Raw genomic sequence first — 15,530 nt, 5'->3', positions numbered from 1 at the left:
CTTCGTATTCCAGCGCCAGGCTTACCCGCCGGCGCGCCAATCCTGAGGGGAACACTATGAAGGCCCAGATACTGGCCACCGTCGCATCCGCCGCACTGCTGGCAGGGTGCTCCGCCGCTTACGGCGAAGACCTCGATACCATCGGCCAGCCGGACATGGCGGCCGCCGACCTGCCCGAGGCAACCGGCTATTTTGCCGCGGACAGCACGCTTCCCTTCCAGACGCCCGATTTCTCGAAGATCTCGGAAGACGATTACCTGCCCGCCTTCGAACAGGGCATGGCGATCCAGAAGGCCGAGATCCAGGCGATCATCGACAATCCCGCACCGCCGACGATGAGCAACACCATCGTCGCGCTGGAAAAGTCGGGCCGCATGCTCGGCCGGGTGGCGCGCGTGTTCTTTGCCGTGACGGGGTCGAACACCACCGATCGGCTCGATGAGATCAACACCGAAATCAGTCCCAAGCTGACCGCGCATGGCGATTCCATCACGCTCAACCCCGAACTTTTCGCGCGGGTGAAGGCGGTGTACGACAACCGCGCCGCCATGGCGATGACGCGCGAAGACGCCAGGCTGCTCGAAGAGACCTACCAGGGCATGGTCCACGCCGGCGCGCTGCTGACCGAGGCCGAGCGCGAGCGGGTCAAGCAGATCAATTCCGAACTGTCCGAGATCACGACCGAATTCGGCCAGCAAGCACGTGCTGCAATGGCCGACCAGCCGGTGATCTTCGACACCCGCGCCGAACTCGCCGGGCTGACCGATTCGGACATCAAGGCGGCTGCCGACCTTGCTGCCGAAAAGGGCTATGCGGGCAAATATGCGATCGCGCTGCAGAACACGACGCAGCAGCCGCTGCTGCCGACGATGACAAATCGCGCCGCGCGCGAGAAGCTCTTCAAGGCAAGCTACAACCGCGCCAATGGCACGACCGCGATCGACACCCGCCCGCTGGTTGCCAGGATCGCCGAATTGCGCGCCGAGAAAGCCGCGCTGTTCGGTGAAGCGGACTGGGCCAGCTACGCGATGTGGGATCGCATGGCCGAAAAACCCGCCACCGCGCTCGGCTTCATGGAACGCATGGTCCCCGCGCTGGCCAATACGCAGCGCCGCGAAGCCGCCATGCTCAACGAAGCGATCGCTGCCGAAGGGGGTGATTTCGAAGTCCAGCCGTGGGACTGGTACCGCTATGCCAACAAGGTCAAGGCCGAACGCTACGACCTCGACGAAGATGCGATGGCGGAATATTTCCAGCTCGATACCGTGCTTGAGGACGGCGTGTTCTATGCCGCCGAAAAGCTCTACGGTCTGACTTTCCAGAAGCGCAGCGACCTGCCCGTCTATCACCCCGATGTGACGACCTACACGGTGTTCGACCGTGACGGCAGCGAACTGGGGCTGTTCTACTTCGACCCGTTCCAGCGCGAGTCCAAGCGCGGCGGGGCGTGGATGAGCAACTTCGTCGACCAGAGCGATCTGTGGGGCACCAAGCCGGTGATCTACAATGTGCTCAACATCCCCAAGGCACCCGAGGGCGAAGTGCAGCTGGTCAGCTTCGACAACGTCAACACGCTGTTCCACGAATTCGGCCATGCGCTGCACGGCTTCTTCGCCGACCAGCGCTACGAAAGCCTGTCGGGCACCGCGGTGGCGCGCGACTTCGTCGAGTATCCGAGCCAGGTCAACGAGATGTGGGCCACCTATCCCGAAGTGCTGTCGAACTACGCCAAGCATTACCGGACGGGGGAAACCATCCCGGCTGAAATGATCGAGAAGCTCGAGGCGGCCTCGAAGTTCAACCAGGGCTATGATTTCGGCGAAGTCGTCGAAGCCGCCCTGCTCGACATGAAGTGGGCCGCGCTGTCGCAGGCGGAAGCCGCCGCGATCGACACGCCCGAGAAGGTCACCGCCTTCGAACGCAAGTCGCTCGAGGAACTGGGGCTGGAAATCGACCTGGTGCCGCCGCGGTACCGGACGACCTATTTCAACCACATCTTCAGCTCGCCCAGCGGCTACAGCGCGGGCTATTACAGCTATCTGTGGACCGAGATGCTCGACCGCGACAGCCGCAAGTGGTTCATGGACAATGGCGGGCTCACGCGCGCCAATGGCGACCATTATCGCAAGACCGTGCTGAGCACGGGCGGGACGATGGACTATTTCGAGATGTTCCGGAACTTCGCCGGACGCGAGCCCGACGTGACCCCGATGCTCGAAGCGCGCGGCCTGATCGCGGGCGACGAAGCGGCGGACAGCGAGGCTTCCGACGGCAAGCTGCCGCCGCGCACGGTCAACTGATCACCGGCTGACCAAGGCCCGGTGGCGCGGTTCGCCGATCCACCGGACGGGCACTTTCCAGACGCGCTCGATCACCTGCTGGTCGAGCGCGTCTTCGCATGCGCCGTCGGCGGCCACCACGCCGCGGTCGAGCACCACCACGCGGTCGGCATGGTTCATCGCATGCGCGAGATCGTGGAGCACGAGCACCACGCCCGCCCCGCCCTGCGCCGCCCGCCGCAAATGCTTCAGCAGCGAAAGCTGGTGCGCGATATCGAGCGCGGCGAGCGGTTCGTCGGCGAGGATCCACTGCGGTTCGCTCGCCAGCACCCGCGCCAGCAGGACCCGCGCGGTCTCGCCGCCCGACAGCGACTGTGCGCGGCGGTTTTCGAGGTCCCGGATGTCGAGCGCGTCGAGTGCGGCATCGACCGGTGCCGCCAGCCGGTCGCCATGCGGCAGCCGGCCGAGTTCGACCAGGCTGCGCACGGGCACATCCCATGCGATTTCATGCGCTTGCGGCAGATAGCCGATACGCCGTGCCCGCTCGCGCAGGGGCAGCGCGGCGATCTGCTGCCGGTCGAGAAACACCGCCCCGTCGCCGGCCGGAAGCAGCCCGGCAAGCGCTTCGAGCAGGCTCGACTTGCCCGCGCCATTGGGCCCGCAGATCGCGGTGATCGTGCCGGGTTCGAGGATCAGCGAGACCCGGTCCAACCGCTCGGCGATCGACAGCTGTGCCGCCGCCAGCCTCATGCCAGCCCCCGGCGCATGCGCAGCAGCAGCCACAGGAAGAACGGCGCGCCAAGCAGGCTGAGCGCGATGCCCAGCCGCAATTCGGTGACCAGCGGCAGAACGCGCACGGCGCTGTCCGCTACCAGCACCAGCAGCGCGCCCGCCAGCGCGCTGGGCAGGATCAGCTGCGAGGGCCGCCGATCGGTCAGCGGGCGGACGAGATGCGGCACGATCAGCCCGACGAAGCCGATGATGCCCGCCACCGCGACGCTGGCCCCAACCGTCAGCCCGACCCCCGCGATCAGCAGCCAAAGCAGGCGGTTGGTATCGACACCAAGCGAACGGGCGACCGGTTCGCCCAGCGTCAGCGCATCGAGCGCGGTGCCCGCGCGCGCAAGCACCACGATACCCAGCGCCACCAGCGGCGCGGCCACCCAGACGTCGCGCCAGCTGCGATCGGTCAGCGCGCCGTTGAGCCACATGACGATCTCGCTCATCGCAAAGGCATTGGGCGCCATGCTGATCGCCAGTGCGGTCAGCGCCCCGGCAAGGCTGGCGACCATCAGCCCGGCGAGCGTGAACAGCGCGATCCCTCCGGTCCGGCCGGCAATCGCGGCCAGCAGCGCCATGGCGCCGCCCGCGCCGACCAGCGCGAAGGCGGGGAGCAGATAGGGCGCAGCGGCATAGCCGAACCACAGCGCGGCGACCGCGCCCAGTGCCGCGCCCGGCGCGATACCGAACAGGCCCGGATCGGCCAGCGGATTGCGCAGATACCCCTGCATGGCGGCGCCGCTCGCGCCCAGCCCGGCGCCGACGACGATGGCCAGCACCGCGCGGGGCAGGCGCAATTCGGCGAGGATGAGTGCGGCATTGGGCGTGCTCGCGGGGTCGAGCCAGACCCGCCCCGCCAGCAGCGACAGGGGCACTGCGATGGCCAACAGTCCGGCGAAGATCGGGATCGCGCGGTTCACGATGCGGCCGCCCGGATCGCGGCCAACCGCTCGGCCGCCCGGATGATCGTGGGCCCGCCGCAATAGAGCAGGCTGGTATCGAACCGCGCCCGGTGCATATCGCCCAGGCGGCCGAGAACCGGATGCGACTGCCCCAGTTCGCCGCCCGCGATCAACAGGACCTCGGGCGGTGCGGCGACGACGTCCTCGAGCGCGATATAATCTGCCTGCGACAGCCCGCGCGCAGGGGCGGCATTGGCGAAGCCGGTGCGGACCAGAAGGTCGCTGACCAGTGTCTGTTCTCCGGCGACGATCCCGCCCGGCTGCCACAGCAGCGTGGCGACACTCTCGCCATCCGCAGGCGCGGCGGCAGCAAGTGCGGCGTCGATGCGGGCGATCAGGCGCGCGCCCGCGGGGGTATCGCCCGCCAGCGCGGCGAGATCGCGGATCTGCTCTTTGCTGGCAGCGACATCGGCAGCGATATCGAAGGTGACGACCTCCATCCCCAGTTCGGCCAGCGCCGCGCGGGTCGCCGGGGCGAGGAAACTGCCCGCGACCACCACGTCGGGATCGAGCGCGAGCACTTCCTCGACCGTCCCGCCAGTCGCCTCGAACCGCGCCGCGACTGCCGCTTCCATCGAGCTGGCGCGCGGGTCCTTGCTGTAGTGCGAAATCGCCAGCAATTGTCCGGGAGCCGCAACCTCGGCAAGGATCGCGTCGGTGCAGGGATTGAGGCTGACAATCGTCGGCCCGCGTTCGGGAGGCGGCGCACCGGCCCCGCCCCCCGCGCAAGCGGCGAGCAGCAGGACCGATGCGACGATCAGCGGTTTCACATCTTCGCCCTGATCCCGCCGAACACGCTGCGTCCGGCAGTGCCGTAACCGGCCACAGTCTGGTAATCGGTATCGAAGACGTTCTCTACCCGGCCGAACAGTTCGAGATTGTCGCCGATCCCGAAGGAAGCGCGCAGGTCGAACAGTTCGTATCCTTCCAGCCGGTTGGTGTTGGCGCCATTATCCCAGCTCGGACCGACGATGCGCAGATCCGCGCCCAGCCCGAGGCCGAAAGCGCTGTGCCAGTCGGCGTAGATCGTCCCGAAATGCTCGGGCCTGCGCGCAAGGTCGAGCCCGGTGGTGCGGTCCTCGGCGTCGACATAGGAATAGATCCCCGCCAGCCGCAACCCGCGCAGCAGGTCGATGCCGGCTTCGGCCTCGACTCCCTGCGCCCGCGCGCGCGCCGTGTTGAGATAGACACCCGACGGACGCTCGGCGGTAAAGCCGAAACCGATCAGATTGTCGCTGTCGCGGCGGAACCCGGTGAGCGCCAGATGCAGGCCCGAACCGCGCTGGCCCTTCTCGATCCCGAGATCGTAGCTGGTGCTTTCCTCGGGTTCGAGCTCGGTGTTCCCGTAGAAGGACAGCAGCTGGTACAGCGTCGGCGCCTTGAAGCCTTCGCCCACGCTGGCGCGCAGCCGCCAGTCGCTGCCGAAGCCGTAGCTGACATCGCCGCCGAAGCTGACATGCGTGCCGAACTGCTCGTGGTCGTCCACGCGTGCCCCGGCATGCGCGGCCAGCCGCCCCATCACCCAGCCAAGCTGCGCATAGGCGCCGCTGATCTCGGTGTCGGCCGAAGCATCGAAGCTGGTTTCGAACGCGGTCCATTCGTGGTCGCCGCCGAAGGCCAGCGCCAGTCCGCCCAGCAGGCGGTATTCGCCGCGCAGCGAAACGCGTTCGGAGCTGCCATCGCTGGCGAAGGTTTCGGTGCCTGCGCCATTGCGATTGGCGCGTTCGGTGTCCGAACGGCTGTAGGCGGCGCGCAGCGTGAGGTCGTTGCCGTAATAGGCCAGCCCGACATCGCCCCAGTAGCGGGTGGTTTTCTGCGTATCCTCGGTATCCGCAAGCACGAAAGCGGGTGCAGGGAAGCCGTCGATATCGACCTCGCCCTCGGCGAAATTGCCATGCGCGAACAGCTCGAGGCTTGGCGTCAGATTGACGAAGGCGGTCGTGCCCAGCGCGAATTGCTGCGAACCGTCGGCCTCGGTGCCAGAGGCGGCTGCCGAAAACCCGTCGGTTTCGTACCATGAACCGGTCAGGCCGAAGAACACGCGATCATTGCCCGCGCCTGCCGCCGCGCTGGCGAACAGCGTATCGCGCGCGCCGTATTCGATGCTGCCGCTGAGCCCGCGATCGGTCCGCGTGGAAATGTCAATGACGCCGCCGACCGCTTCGGAACCCCAGATCGTGCTGTTCGAACCGCGCAGCACATCGATCTTGCCCGCAGTGCCGAGCAGCAGATTGCCGAAATCGAACCCGCCCGAGGGGCTGGCCTGGTCGGCCACGCGCACGCCGTCGATCAGGACCAGTACCTGGTCCGAACTGGCCCCGCGCAGATTGACGCTGGTCACCCGGCCGATCCCGCCGCTGCGCGATAGCGACAGGCCCGGGACACGGTTCAATACCCGCGCCGGGTCGGCCCCCTGCAGCTGCTCGATCTCGTCGCGTTCGATGACGGTGACCGACTGGCCGGTGTTGCGCAGATCGGTGCCGAGCCCGTTGGCGGTAACCGTGATCACCGCCGCATCGCGCGGCGCCGCTGCCGGAGCATAGACTGCGGCCGGCGTGGCCCCTTCCGCATCCTGCCGGTCGATGATTTCAGCGAGCGCCTGGTCGCTCGGGCTTTGCGCCAATGCAGCAGCGGGCACGGCCGAAGCCGTCAGGAAAAACAGGTATTTGTACACGTAACCTCCTATCACAGACGAAATGCCGTCCATGACGGGAGGGAGCAGTATTGCTCCTTCCACGTTTGCCTACGATACACCCCGCCCGCGGCCGAACGACAGTCATGGGCAGGTCTCCTGGCTCCCGGATCGACGCTTTCCCGCCGCCTTCCCGGGCCAGGGCCCAGTGGCATGTGGCGGGATCGCTCCCCGGTCACAGTTGCGGGGGCAGCGGAGGGTTTGCACCTCCTTCCCTCTTCGGGCCTGCGCGAACAGGCCAACCCGTGACTCGCCGAGGCGCTTAACGCGGGTTTTTGCAATGCACAAGAGACGCTCTTCGTTAAGCAAATATCTGTTAAGCATGGCGCGAGACCGGCGTCCCGCCGCGGGATGCCCCGCCCGTGCACCTGTCAGAATGGCGCGGGTGCGCTATATTGCTGCGGCGCAGAACAGGACCGAACGTGAGCCAGAGGACACCAGCAGCGAGGGATCAGCGGCGCGCCCGGCGCGCGCCCTCGCCGCGTGCGCTGCGCCACGAGGCGCGCCGGCGCCAGCGCCGCAAGATCGCGGCGCGCGGCGGGTTGCTGGCAGCCGCGATCGCCCTGCCGACCTTTGCAGCGCAGGGCGAATGGTGGGATTTCGCCGGCGCCATGGGGAACGCGGACGAACAGGCTGGCCTCACCGCCATGCCGTTCGAGACGCCGGGGGAAAGCTTTCCCGGTTCCGCTTTCTACTATCTCGAGGACGCACCGCGCCTGGCGGCGGACTATGCGGAGCTGCGCGAAGACGAAGGCGCGCTGGAAACGGTCGAGTTTGCCGAAAGCCACGGCGCGGGCGCCGCAGCCGAGGCCTTCCGCCAGGCGGGCAGCGGGGTCGACAAGGCGCGCGCGCTGCAATGCCTGTCGATGGCGGTCTATTACGAGGCGGCGAGCGAGAGCTACGGCGGGCAGCAGGCGGTGGCGCAGGTGGTGCTCAACCGGGTGGCGCATCCGGCCTATCCGGCAAGCGTCTGCGGTGTCGTGTTCCAGGGGTCCGAACGCACGACCGGGTGCCAGTTCAGCTTCACCTGCGACGGATCGCTCAGGCGCACGCCGGCGCGGCGCGGCTGGGCGGTTGCGCAGTCGGTCGCACTGGCTGCACTGACGGGCGAGGTCTACCGGCCGATCGGGCTGGCGACGCATTACCACACCAATTACGTGAACCCCTATTGGGCGGCGAGCCTCGACTATATCCGCACGATCGGGGCGCATCGCTTCTACCGCTGGAAGGGCGGCGCCGGGACCGCAGGCGCCTTCACCGACGCCTATGCGGGCAGCGAACCGCTGGCAGCACCCACCGTCCGCCGCGCCGATGTTCGCGAACTGGACAGCGGCCCCGTCTCGAGTGCTGCCACGGCCCGGACCGGCTTCGAGGCCGCCGCCCCGGCAGCCAGCGCAACCGCGGCCGCCGATACGCCGCGGGACGCGGGCAAGCTGCCGCAATCGGGCACCGTGCGCGAGGAATACGCCAATTCGGGACGCTGGATTTCGCAGCCCGGGCAGCAACCCTAAGGGATTGGCACAGGGGGGCCTTTACATCTCCCCAACCATGTCACGGAACCGAAGTTTAGCGCGCGCTGCGCTAGGGAGAACGTCCCCCAGTCGCTACACGAGGTTCCAGGCATGCCCCTCCATTTCGCTGCCGCCCGCTCCACCGCCCATTCGCCGATCGCGCGCGCATTGGCGAGGAAGGCACATGGCAGGGCAGCGAACGACAATGGCGGGGCCGCGGGATCGTCGTCGCAGCCACCGGTAGCCGGGCTAGACCGCGCAATGCGCGCGGCGCTGCGCCATTTCGGCGCGCATGGCCTCAAGGCGGCGGAAACCGCGCGCGACATGGCCGAAGAGGCATTCCGTGCCGGTGACGAGGACAGCTATCGCTGGTGGCTGGGCATCTGCCGCACGCTCGACGCGCGCCTCGCGCGGCAACTCGAAAGCCGGGTGATGCCGGAAACCGCGCTGATCGGCTGACTTCGCGCGCTCGCTGAACGCCATCGTGCATCGGCTTGCCGCGCGCTTTGCGAGGAACCAGGACCACCGGCAAACTGCCCCGCGCCCGGCCATGGTATCACGACGCGCACGCGCGCTTATTGCAATTGATAACTATTTGCAAACATAGTTTTGTGCCGCATGGGATTGGCGGTTGCAATCGCTCGGGCACGGGCCTAGGGCGCATTCGCAATCGACCGGGTGCTGTGCCTCCTTTGCGGGACACGTGAAGCACGGCCCGCTCATCGGTCCGGGTATCATTACTGTCCCGCACGGCAGGAACAAGGACCCTCAATTCCATGGCACGCAAGAAGATCGCCCTCATCGGCGCCGGCATGATCGGCGGAACGCTCGCCCACCTCGCGGCGAAGAAGGAAATGGGCGACATCGTCCTGTTCGACATCGCCGAAGGCATGCCGCAGGGCAAGGCGCTCGACCTCAGCCAGTGCGGCCCGGTCGAAGGCTTTGACGCCAAGATCACCGGCACCAACGACTATGCCGACATCGCCGGTGCCGACGTGGTGATCGTCACCGCGGGCGTGCCGCGCAAGCCCGGCATGAGCCGCGACGATCTGCTCGGCATCAACCTCAAGGTGATGAAGGCGGTCGGCGAAGGCATCAAGAACAACTGCCCCGACGCATTCGTGATCTGCATCACCAACCCGCTCGACGCGATGGTCTGGGCGCTGCGCGAATTCAGCGGACTGCCGCACAACAAGGTCGTCGGCATGGCCGGCGTGCTCGACAGCGCACGCTTCGCCACCTTCCTCGCCTGGGAATTCGACGTGTCGGTGAAGGATGTGAACGCCTTCGTGCTCGGCGGCCATGGCGACACCATGGTTCCGGTCACCAGCTACACCACGATCAACGGCATCCCGGTCAACGACTTCGCCAAGATCAAGGGCGTGTCGGCAAGCCGCATCGACGAAATCGTCGACCGCACCCGCAAGGGCGGCGGCGAGATTGTCGGCCTGCTCGGCAACGGCTCGGCCTATTACGCCCCCGCCACCAGCGCGATCGCGATGGCCGAAGCCTATCTCGGCGACACCAAGCGCATCCTGCCCTGCGCCAGCTATGTCGAAGGCAAGTACGGCCTTGACGGGCTGTATGTGGGCGTACCGACGATGATCGGCGCGGGCGGCACCGAAGAGGTGATCGAGATCGAACTCAGCGACGAGGAAAAGGCCAACCTCAAGGTCTCGACCGACGCGGTCGAGGAACTGCTCGAAGCCTGCAAGGGGCTGGATAGCAGCCTTGCTTAAGCGTGCTTTGATCTTTCTGGGTAGTGCGGCTTTGCTTGCTGCGCCGGCGTCGGCGCAGCTTCGCGAGGCTGCGCTCCCGGACATTTTGCAAAGCTACAAGGATTGCTTCGCGGCAACCGACAGCGGTTCGATTTCCGCATCGTCTCTCGAAGAGCTCGGCTGGGCACGCGCAACGATGCGCGACGGCGATGGCAGCACGATCGAAGATGGCCCCATCATCTACGGCCACAGCGAACGCGCCCCGATCATCATTCTGAGCAATCTCAGCAGTGATGGCTTCTGCGTGGTCAATGCCCGTATCGAGAGCTTCGACACCTACAACGAATTCAAGGCTGCCTTTGGAGGCAAGCTTCCAGACGCGAACGAAAACGGCGAAATCCTGTTCGGTGCCCAAGGGCGCATTGTTCAGATCGCCCCCACAGGATCACGTGAAGCCCCGGCCATGCGACTGGTCGTGGGAACCCGAACGGAGAACAAGTGAATGTCCATCCTCGTAAACAAAGACACCAAGGTCATCACGCAGGGCATGACCGGTGATACCGGCACGTTCCACACCGAGCAGGCGCTCGCCTATGGCACGCAGATGGTCGCGGGCGTGACCCCCGGCAAGGGCGGCAGCGAGCATATCGGCCTCCCCGTTTACAACACCGTTTCCGAAGCCAAGGCCGAAACCGGTGCGACCGCTTCGTGCATCTACGTCCCGCCGCCGTTCGCCGCGGATTCGATCCTCGAGGCGATCGACGCCGAGATCGAGCTGATCATCGCGATCACCGAAGGTATTCCCGTACTCGACATGGTTCGCGTCAAGCGCGCACTGCAGGGCTCGAAGTCGCGCCTCATCGGCCCGAACTGCCCCGGCGTCCTGACCCCGGGCGAATGCAAGATCGGCATCATGCCCGGCAGCATCTTCAAGAAGGGCAGCGTCGGCGTGGTGTCGCGCTCGGGCACGCTGACCTATGAAGCCGTCCACCAGACGACGCAGGTCGGCCTCGGCCAGACCACCGCAGTCGGCATCGGCGGCGATCCGGTCAATGGCACCAATTTCATCGACGTGCTCGATCTCTTCCTCGACGACGAGGAAACCGAATCGATCATCATGATCGGCGAAATCGGCGGCAGCGCCGAGGAAGAAGCCGCCGAATTCATCAAGCAGGAAGCCGCCAAGGGCCGCAAGAAGCCGATGGTCGGTTTCATCGCCGGCCGCACGGCGCCTCCGGGCCGCCGCATGGGTCACGCGGGCGCCATCGTCTCGGGCGGCCAGGGCGGCGCCGACGACAAGATCGCGGCCATGGAAGATGCGGGCATCCGCGTCTCGCCGAGCCCGAGCGAACTCGGCACCACGCTCGACGCACTGTTGAAGGAACACGCCTGACATTCGGCGCGGACCCCCTCCTCCCCGGGACCGTCCGCGCCGCTGAGGCATTGCCATAGAGAGCCGACAGCAGGTCGGCGCGCGAAAGGTGACCCGGATGGGTAACGAAAGCCACGATTTCCTTCCCGAAATGGGCGACCAGGAAGGCCCGCAGCCGGGCCCGAGCTGGGGCAACCCCAAATGGCTCGCCGAAGTGGTCGACAGCGGGGCGGATCTGACCGCCGCGCTCGACCCCACGCAGATGCGTGCGGCGGTTGCGCAGGCGGCGCAGAAGGCGGGCAAGACGCTCGACCCCAAGGCGATCGAGCAGGCGGCGGACGATTCGATCCGCGCCATGCTGCTCATCCGGCTCTATCGCGTGCGCGGCCATCTGGCCGCCAATCTCGATCCGCTGGGCCTGTCGCATCGCGAGGTGCCCGAGGACCTGACGCTCGAATGGCACGGTTTCGACGGACAGGAAGGCCGCGAGGTCTATGTCGGCGGCGTGTTCGGCTTCGAATGGGTCAAGGTCAGCGAGCTTTATGACGCGCTGCGCGCAACCTATTGCGGCAATGTCGGCCTCGAATACATGCACATCACGGATACGGAAGAACGCCGTTTCCTGCAGGACAAGTTCGAGACCCCCGAAGACACGATCCAGTTCACCCCCGAAGGCAAGAAGGCGATCCTCGCCGCAGTGATCCGCGGCGAACAGTACGAAGCCTTCCTCGGCAAGAAATACGTCGGCACCAAGCGCTTCGGCCTCGATGGCGGCGAGTCGATGATTCCCGCGCTCGAGGCGGTCATCAAGTATGGCGGCCAGCTGGGCGTGCGCGAGATCATCTACGGCATGGCCCACCGCGGCCGCCTGAACGTGCTCGCCAACGTCATGGGCAAGCCGTACAAGGTGATCTTCCACGAATTCTCGGGCGGCAGCGCCAATCCCGACGACGTCGGTGGTTCGGGCGATGTGAAATACCACCTCGGCACCAGCACCGACCGCGAATTCGACGGTATCAACGTGCACATGTCGCTGGTTCCCAACCCCAGCCACCTCGAGGCGGTCAACCCGGTGGTGCTCGGCAAGAGCCGTGCGCAGCAGGCGATCCGCGACGATCTCAAGCAGCACGAACAGGTCCTGCCCGTGCTGCTGCACGGCGATGCGGCCTTTGCCGGCCAGGGCATCGTCTGGGAATGCCTCGGCTTCTCGGGCGTGCGCGGCTACAACACCGGCGGCTGCCTGCACTTCGTCATTAACAACCAGATCGGCTTCACCACCAGCCCGCAGTTCGCGCGCTCCTCGCCCTATCCCAGCGACGTGGCGAAGGGCGTCCAAGCGCCGATCCTGCACGTCAATGGCGATGATCCCGAAGCGGTCACCTTCGCGTGCAAGCTGGCCGTCGAATACCGCCAGACCTTCGGCCGCGACATCGTGATCGACATGTGGTGCTATCGCCGCTTCGGCCATAACGAGGGCGATGAGCCCAAGTTCACCCAGCCGCTGATGTATGACGAGATCCGCCAGCACCCGAAGGTCAGCGCGATCTATTCCGCCCGGCTCGAGGAAGAAGGCGTGATCGAAAAGGGCTTCGCCGACGGGCTGATCGCCGAATTCACCGATCACCTCGAAAAGGAATTCAAGGAAGCCAAGGATTACAAGCCGGACCAGGCCGACTGGTTCGGTGGCCGGTGGTCGGGCATGAACAAGCCCGCCGATCCGGAAACCGCCCGCCGGAACGTCGAAACCGCGATCGAGAAGAAGCTGTTCGACAGCCTCGGCCGGACACTGACCACGACCCCCGACGACCTGACGATCCACAAGACACTGGGCCGCGTGCTCAAGGCCAAGGAAGACATGTTCTCCAGCGGCGAAGGGTTCGACTGGGCCACCGCCGAAGCGCTTGCCTTCGGCAGCCTCGTCACCGAAGGCTTCGGCGTGCGCCTGTCGGGCCAGGATTCGGGGCGCGGGACGTTCAGCCAGCGTCACGCCGTCTGGGTCGACCAGAAGGACGAGCACAAATACATCCCGCTGACCACGCTGCCGCACGGCAAGTTCGAGGTTTATGACAGCCCGCTGTCCGAATACGGCGTGCTTGGCTTCGAATACGGGTTTGCGATGGCGGATCCGAAGAGCCTGGTGATGTGGGAAGCGCAGTTCGGCGATTTCGCCAATGGCGCGCAGATCATGATCGACCAGTTCATCGCCGCCGGTGAAGCCAAGTGGCTCCGCGCAAACGGGCTCGTCCTGCTGTTGCCGCATGGCTACGAGGGACAGGGTCCCGAACACAGTTCGGCGCGCCTCGAGCGCTTCCTGCAGCTGTGCGCGAACGACAACATCCAGGTCTGCAACATCACCACGCCCGCCAATTATTTCCATGTGCTGCGCCGCCAGATGCTGCGCAGCTTCCGCAAGCCGCTGGTAATCATGACGCCGAAGAGCCTGCTGCGCCATCCGATGGCCAAGTCGGACGCGGCGGAGTTCATGGGCGATCACCACTTCATGCGGATCAAGTCCGACACGAAGACAATTCCCGACGAGAAGGTGAAGCGCCTCGTCCTGTGCAGCGGCAAGGTCGCCTATGACCTGCTGCAGCGCCGCGACGAGACCGAGCTCGAAGACGTCTCGATCGTGCGGATCGAGCAGCTTTACCCCTTCCCGGGCGAACCGCTGGCAAAGCGTCTGAGCCGGATGACCAATCTGGAACAGATCGTCTGGTGCCAGGAAGAACCGAAGAACAACGGTGCATGGTTCTTCGTCGATCGCCTGATCGAGGAAGCGGCCGAAGCCGCCGGCAAGTCGGGCATGCGCCCGTGCTATGCGGGACGCGAAGTCGCTGCCTCGCCCGCCACGGGTTACGCCAGCCGCCACCAGGTGCAGCAGGAAGCCCTCGTCAACATCGCACTCGGACTGAACGGCACCGCGCCCAACGTCCGCAGTGACTGCAAGTAACTCGGGAAAGCGAGATTATGGCCACCGAAGTCAAAGTTCCCACGCTGGGTGAATCGGTCACCGAAGCGACCGTCGGCGAATTGCTCAAGAACGTCGGCGATGCCGTTGCCGTCGACGAGCCGATCGTCAGTCTCGAAACCGACAAGGTCGCGGTCGAGGCCCCCTCGCCCGTCGCCGGGGTGATCAAGGAATTCAAGGTCGCGGTCGGTGACACGGTCGAGATCGACGCCATCATCGCGGTGATCGAGGAAGGCGCCGCGCCCGCCGCCAAGGGCGCCGAGGCCGGCCGTGCGCAGGAAGAGCGCGAAGAAGGCAAGCAGGAACGCGCCGACACACCCGCACCCGCACCCGCCGCTTCGTCGGACGCCGCGCAGACGCTTTCGCCGGCCGTGCGCCGCGCAGTCCTCGAACACGGGGTCGACCCGTCGACGATCAAGGGCACCGGCCGCGATGGCCGCCTGACCAAGGAAGACGTCATCGCCGCCGCCAACGCCAAGCGCGCCGGTGGCAGCACGCCGGCATCCTCCGCCCCGGCACCCGCGTCCACGGGCGGCGAACGCCGCGAGGAACGCGTCAAGATGACGCGCATGCGCCAGACCATCGCCAAGCGGCTGAAGGGCGCGCAGGAAAACGCCGCGCTGCTGACCACCTTCAACGACGTCGACATGTCGGCGGTGATGGAGGCGCGCGGCAAGTACAAGGACATGTTCGCCAAGAAGCACGACATCCGGCTCGGCTTCATGGGCTTCTTCGCCAAGGCCGCCTGCCTGGCGCTGAAAGACGTTCCCTCGGTCAACGCCTATATCGAGGGCGACGAGATCGTCTATCACGACTATGTCGACATCTCGGTCGCCGTGTCGGCACCCAACGGCCTCGTCGTTCCGGTCATCCGTGACGCGCAGGACAAGGGTTTCGCGCGGATCGAGAAGGACATCGCCGATTTCGGCAAGCGCGCCAAGGAAGGCACGCTGACGATGGACGACATGAAGGGCGGTACCTTCACCATCTCCAACGGCGGCGTGTTCGGATCGCTGATGTCGACGCCGATCATCAACCCGCCGCAGAGCGCCGTCCTCGGCCTGCACCGCATCGAGGACCGCCCGGTCGTGGTCGACGGCGAGATCGTCATCCGCCCGATGATGTATATCGCGCTGTCCTACGACCACCGCCTGATCGACGGCCGCGAGGCTGTCACCGCACTCAAGATCATCAAGGAAGCGATCGAAGATCCGACCCGGATGCTGATCGACCTTTGAGGAAAGAATA

The 15,530-nt window shown here is 66.1% G+C and carries 12 protein-coding genes and 1 riboswitch; of the genes, 8 read left to right on the top strand and 4 right to left on the bottom strand.

Annotation, left to right across the window (positions count from 1 at the left end; translation table 11 throughout):
• Positions 1-56 precede the first annotated feature (56 nt).
• Entirely contained in the window at positions 57-2,300 is a 2,244-nt protein-coding gene (locus GRI55_RS06805; protein ID WP_160766628.1) for a M3 family metallopeptidase, read from the top strand.
• On the opposite strand, the gene GRI55_RS06800 is transcribed toward GRI55_RS06805, so the two are convergent.
• The 4 genes from GRI55_RS06800 to GRI55_RS06785 are packed head-to-tail and all read right to left on the bottom strand — an operon-like array spanning position 2,301 to position 6,695.
• Complete coding sequence (locus tag GRI55_RS06800) at positions 2,301-3,029, bottom strand: ABC transporter ATP-binding protein (protein WP_160766627.1); 729 nt, start codon at positions 3,027-3,029, stop codon at positions 2,301-2,303.
• A complete protein-coding gene (locus GRI55_RS06795) occupies positions 3,026-3,979 on the bottom strand; it encodes a FecCD family ABC transporter permease (RefSeq protein WP_160766626.1) in 954 nt (317 codons plus the stop codon). The genes GRI55_RS06800 and GRI55_RS06795 overlap by 4 nt, the downstream gene beginning before the upstream one ends.
• On the bottom strand, positions 3,976-4,791 hold the full coding sequence (locus GRI55_RS06790; protein ID WP_307019490.1) for an ABC transporter substrate-binding protein: 816 nt from the start codon (positions 4,789-4,791) through the stop codon (positions 3,976-3,978). The genes GRI55_RS06795 and GRI55_RS06790 overlap by 4 nt, the downstream gene beginning before the upstream one ends.
• On the bottom strand, positions 4,788-6,695 hold the full coding sequence (locus GRI55_RS06785) for a TonB-dependent receptor plug domain-containing protein (protein ID WP_160766625.1): 1,908 nt from the start codon (positions 6,693-6,695) through the stop codon (positions 4,788-4,790). Before GRI55_RS06785 ends, GRI55_RS06790 begins: the two co-directional genes overlap by 4 nt.
• A gap of 90 nt (positions 6,696-6,785) precedes the next feature.
• Positions 6,786-6,975: riboswitch (cobalamin riboswitch) on the bottom strand.
• A 160-nt stretch (positions 6,976-7,135) separates the two neighbouring features.
• On the opposite strand from GRI55_RS06785, the gene GRI55_RS06780 reads away from it, so the two are divergent.
• The 7 genes from GRI55_RS06780 to odhB all read left to right on the top strand — a co-directional run bounded on the left by GRI55_RS06780 (position 7,136) and on the right by odhB (position 15,520).
• The gene (locus tag GRI55_RS06780) at positions 7,136-8,224 is read left to right on the top strand and encodes a cell wall hydrolase (protein ID WP_307019492.1); all 1,089 of its coding nucleotides are present in this window, start codon (positions 7,136-7,138) and stop codon (positions 8,222-8,224) included.
• Between the two features lie 111 nt (positions 8,225-8,335).
• Positions 8,336-8,683 (top strand): hypothetical protein, encoded by a 348-nt coding sequence (locus GRI55_RS06775; protein WP_063505568.1) that lies wholly within the window; start codon positions 8,336-8,338, stop codon positions 8,681-8,683.
• 317 nt (positions 8,684-9,000) lie between these two features.
• Complete coding sequence (mdh, locus tag GRI55_RS06770) at positions 9,001-9,963, top strand: malate dehydrogenase (RefSeq protein ID WP_063512386.1); 963 nt, start codon at positions 9,001-9,003, stop codon at positions 9,961-9,963.
• Positions 9,956-10,444 carry a hypothetical protein gene (locus tag GRI55_RS06765; RefSeq protein ID WP_160766624.1) on the top strand — a complete coding sequence of 163 codons (489 nt, stop codon included), beginning with the start codon at positions 9,956-9,958 and terminating at the stop codon, positions 10,442-10,444. The genes mdh and GRI55_RS06765 overlap by 8 nt, the downstream gene beginning before the upstream one ends.
• On the top strand, positions 10,445-11,335 hold the full coding sequence (gene sucD, locus GRI55_RS06760) for a succinate--CoA ligase subunit alpha (protein WP_050599025.1): 891 nt from the start codon (positions 10,445-10,447) through the stop codon (positions 11,333-11,335).
• Between the two features lie 97 nt (positions 11,336-11,432).
• Positions 11,433-14,264 (top strand): 2-oxoglutarate dehydrogenase E1 component, encoded by a 2,832-nt coding sequence (locus GRI55_RS06755; protein ID WP_160766623.1) that lies wholly within the window; start codon positions 11,433-11,435, stop codon positions 14,262-14,264.
• A 17-nt stretch (positions 14,265-14,281) separates the two neighbouring features.
• Complete coding sequence (odhB, locus tag GRI55_RS06750; protein ID WP_160766622.1) at positions 14,282-15,520, top strand: 2-oxoglutarate dehydrogenase complex dihydrolipoyllysine-residue succinyltransferase; 1,239 nt, start codon at positions 14,282-14,284, stop codon at positions 15,518-15,520.
• Positions 15,521-15,530: the final 10 nt, after the last annotated feature.

Source organism: Qipengyuania citrea, from assembly GCF_009828015.1.
Lineage (GTDB): Bacteria > Pseudomonadota > Alphaproteobacteria > Sphingomonadales > Sphingomonadaceae > Qipengyuania > Qipengyuania citrea.
The sequence above is the reverse complement of the archived record's forward strand: the minus strand, read 5'-3'. Positions and strand labels throughout refer to the sequence as shown.

Bases quoted from the DNA above. Each gene is read 5' to 3' on its own strand.
- GRI55_RS06805 (WP_160766628.1), top strand. From the start codon at position 57: ATGAAGGCCCAGATACTGGCCACCGTCGCATCCGCCGCACTGCTGGCA.
- GRI55_RS06800 (WP_160766627.1), bottom strand. From the start codon at position 3,029: ATGAGGCTGGCGGCGGCACAGCTGTCGATCGCCGAGCGGTTGGACCGG.
- GRI55_RS06775 (WP_063505568.1), top strand. From the start codon at position 8,336: ATGCCCCTCCATTTCGCTGCCGCCCGCTCCACCGCCCATTCGCCGATC.
- mdh (WP_063512386.1), top strand. From the start codon at position 9,001: ATGGCACGCAAGAAGATCGCCCTCATCGGCGCCGGCATGATCGGCGGA.
- sucD (WP_050599025.1), top strand. From the start codon at position 10,445: ATGTCCATCCTCGTAAACAAAGACACCAAGGTCATCACGCAGGGCATG.
- GRI55_RS06755 (WP_160766623.1), top strand. From the start codon at position 11,433: ATGGGTAACGAAAGCCACGATTTCCTTCCCGAAATGGGCGACCAGGAA.
- odhB (WP_160766622.1), top strand. From the start codon at position 14,282: ATGGCCACCGAAGTCAAAGTTCCCACGCTGGGTGAATCGGTCACCGAA.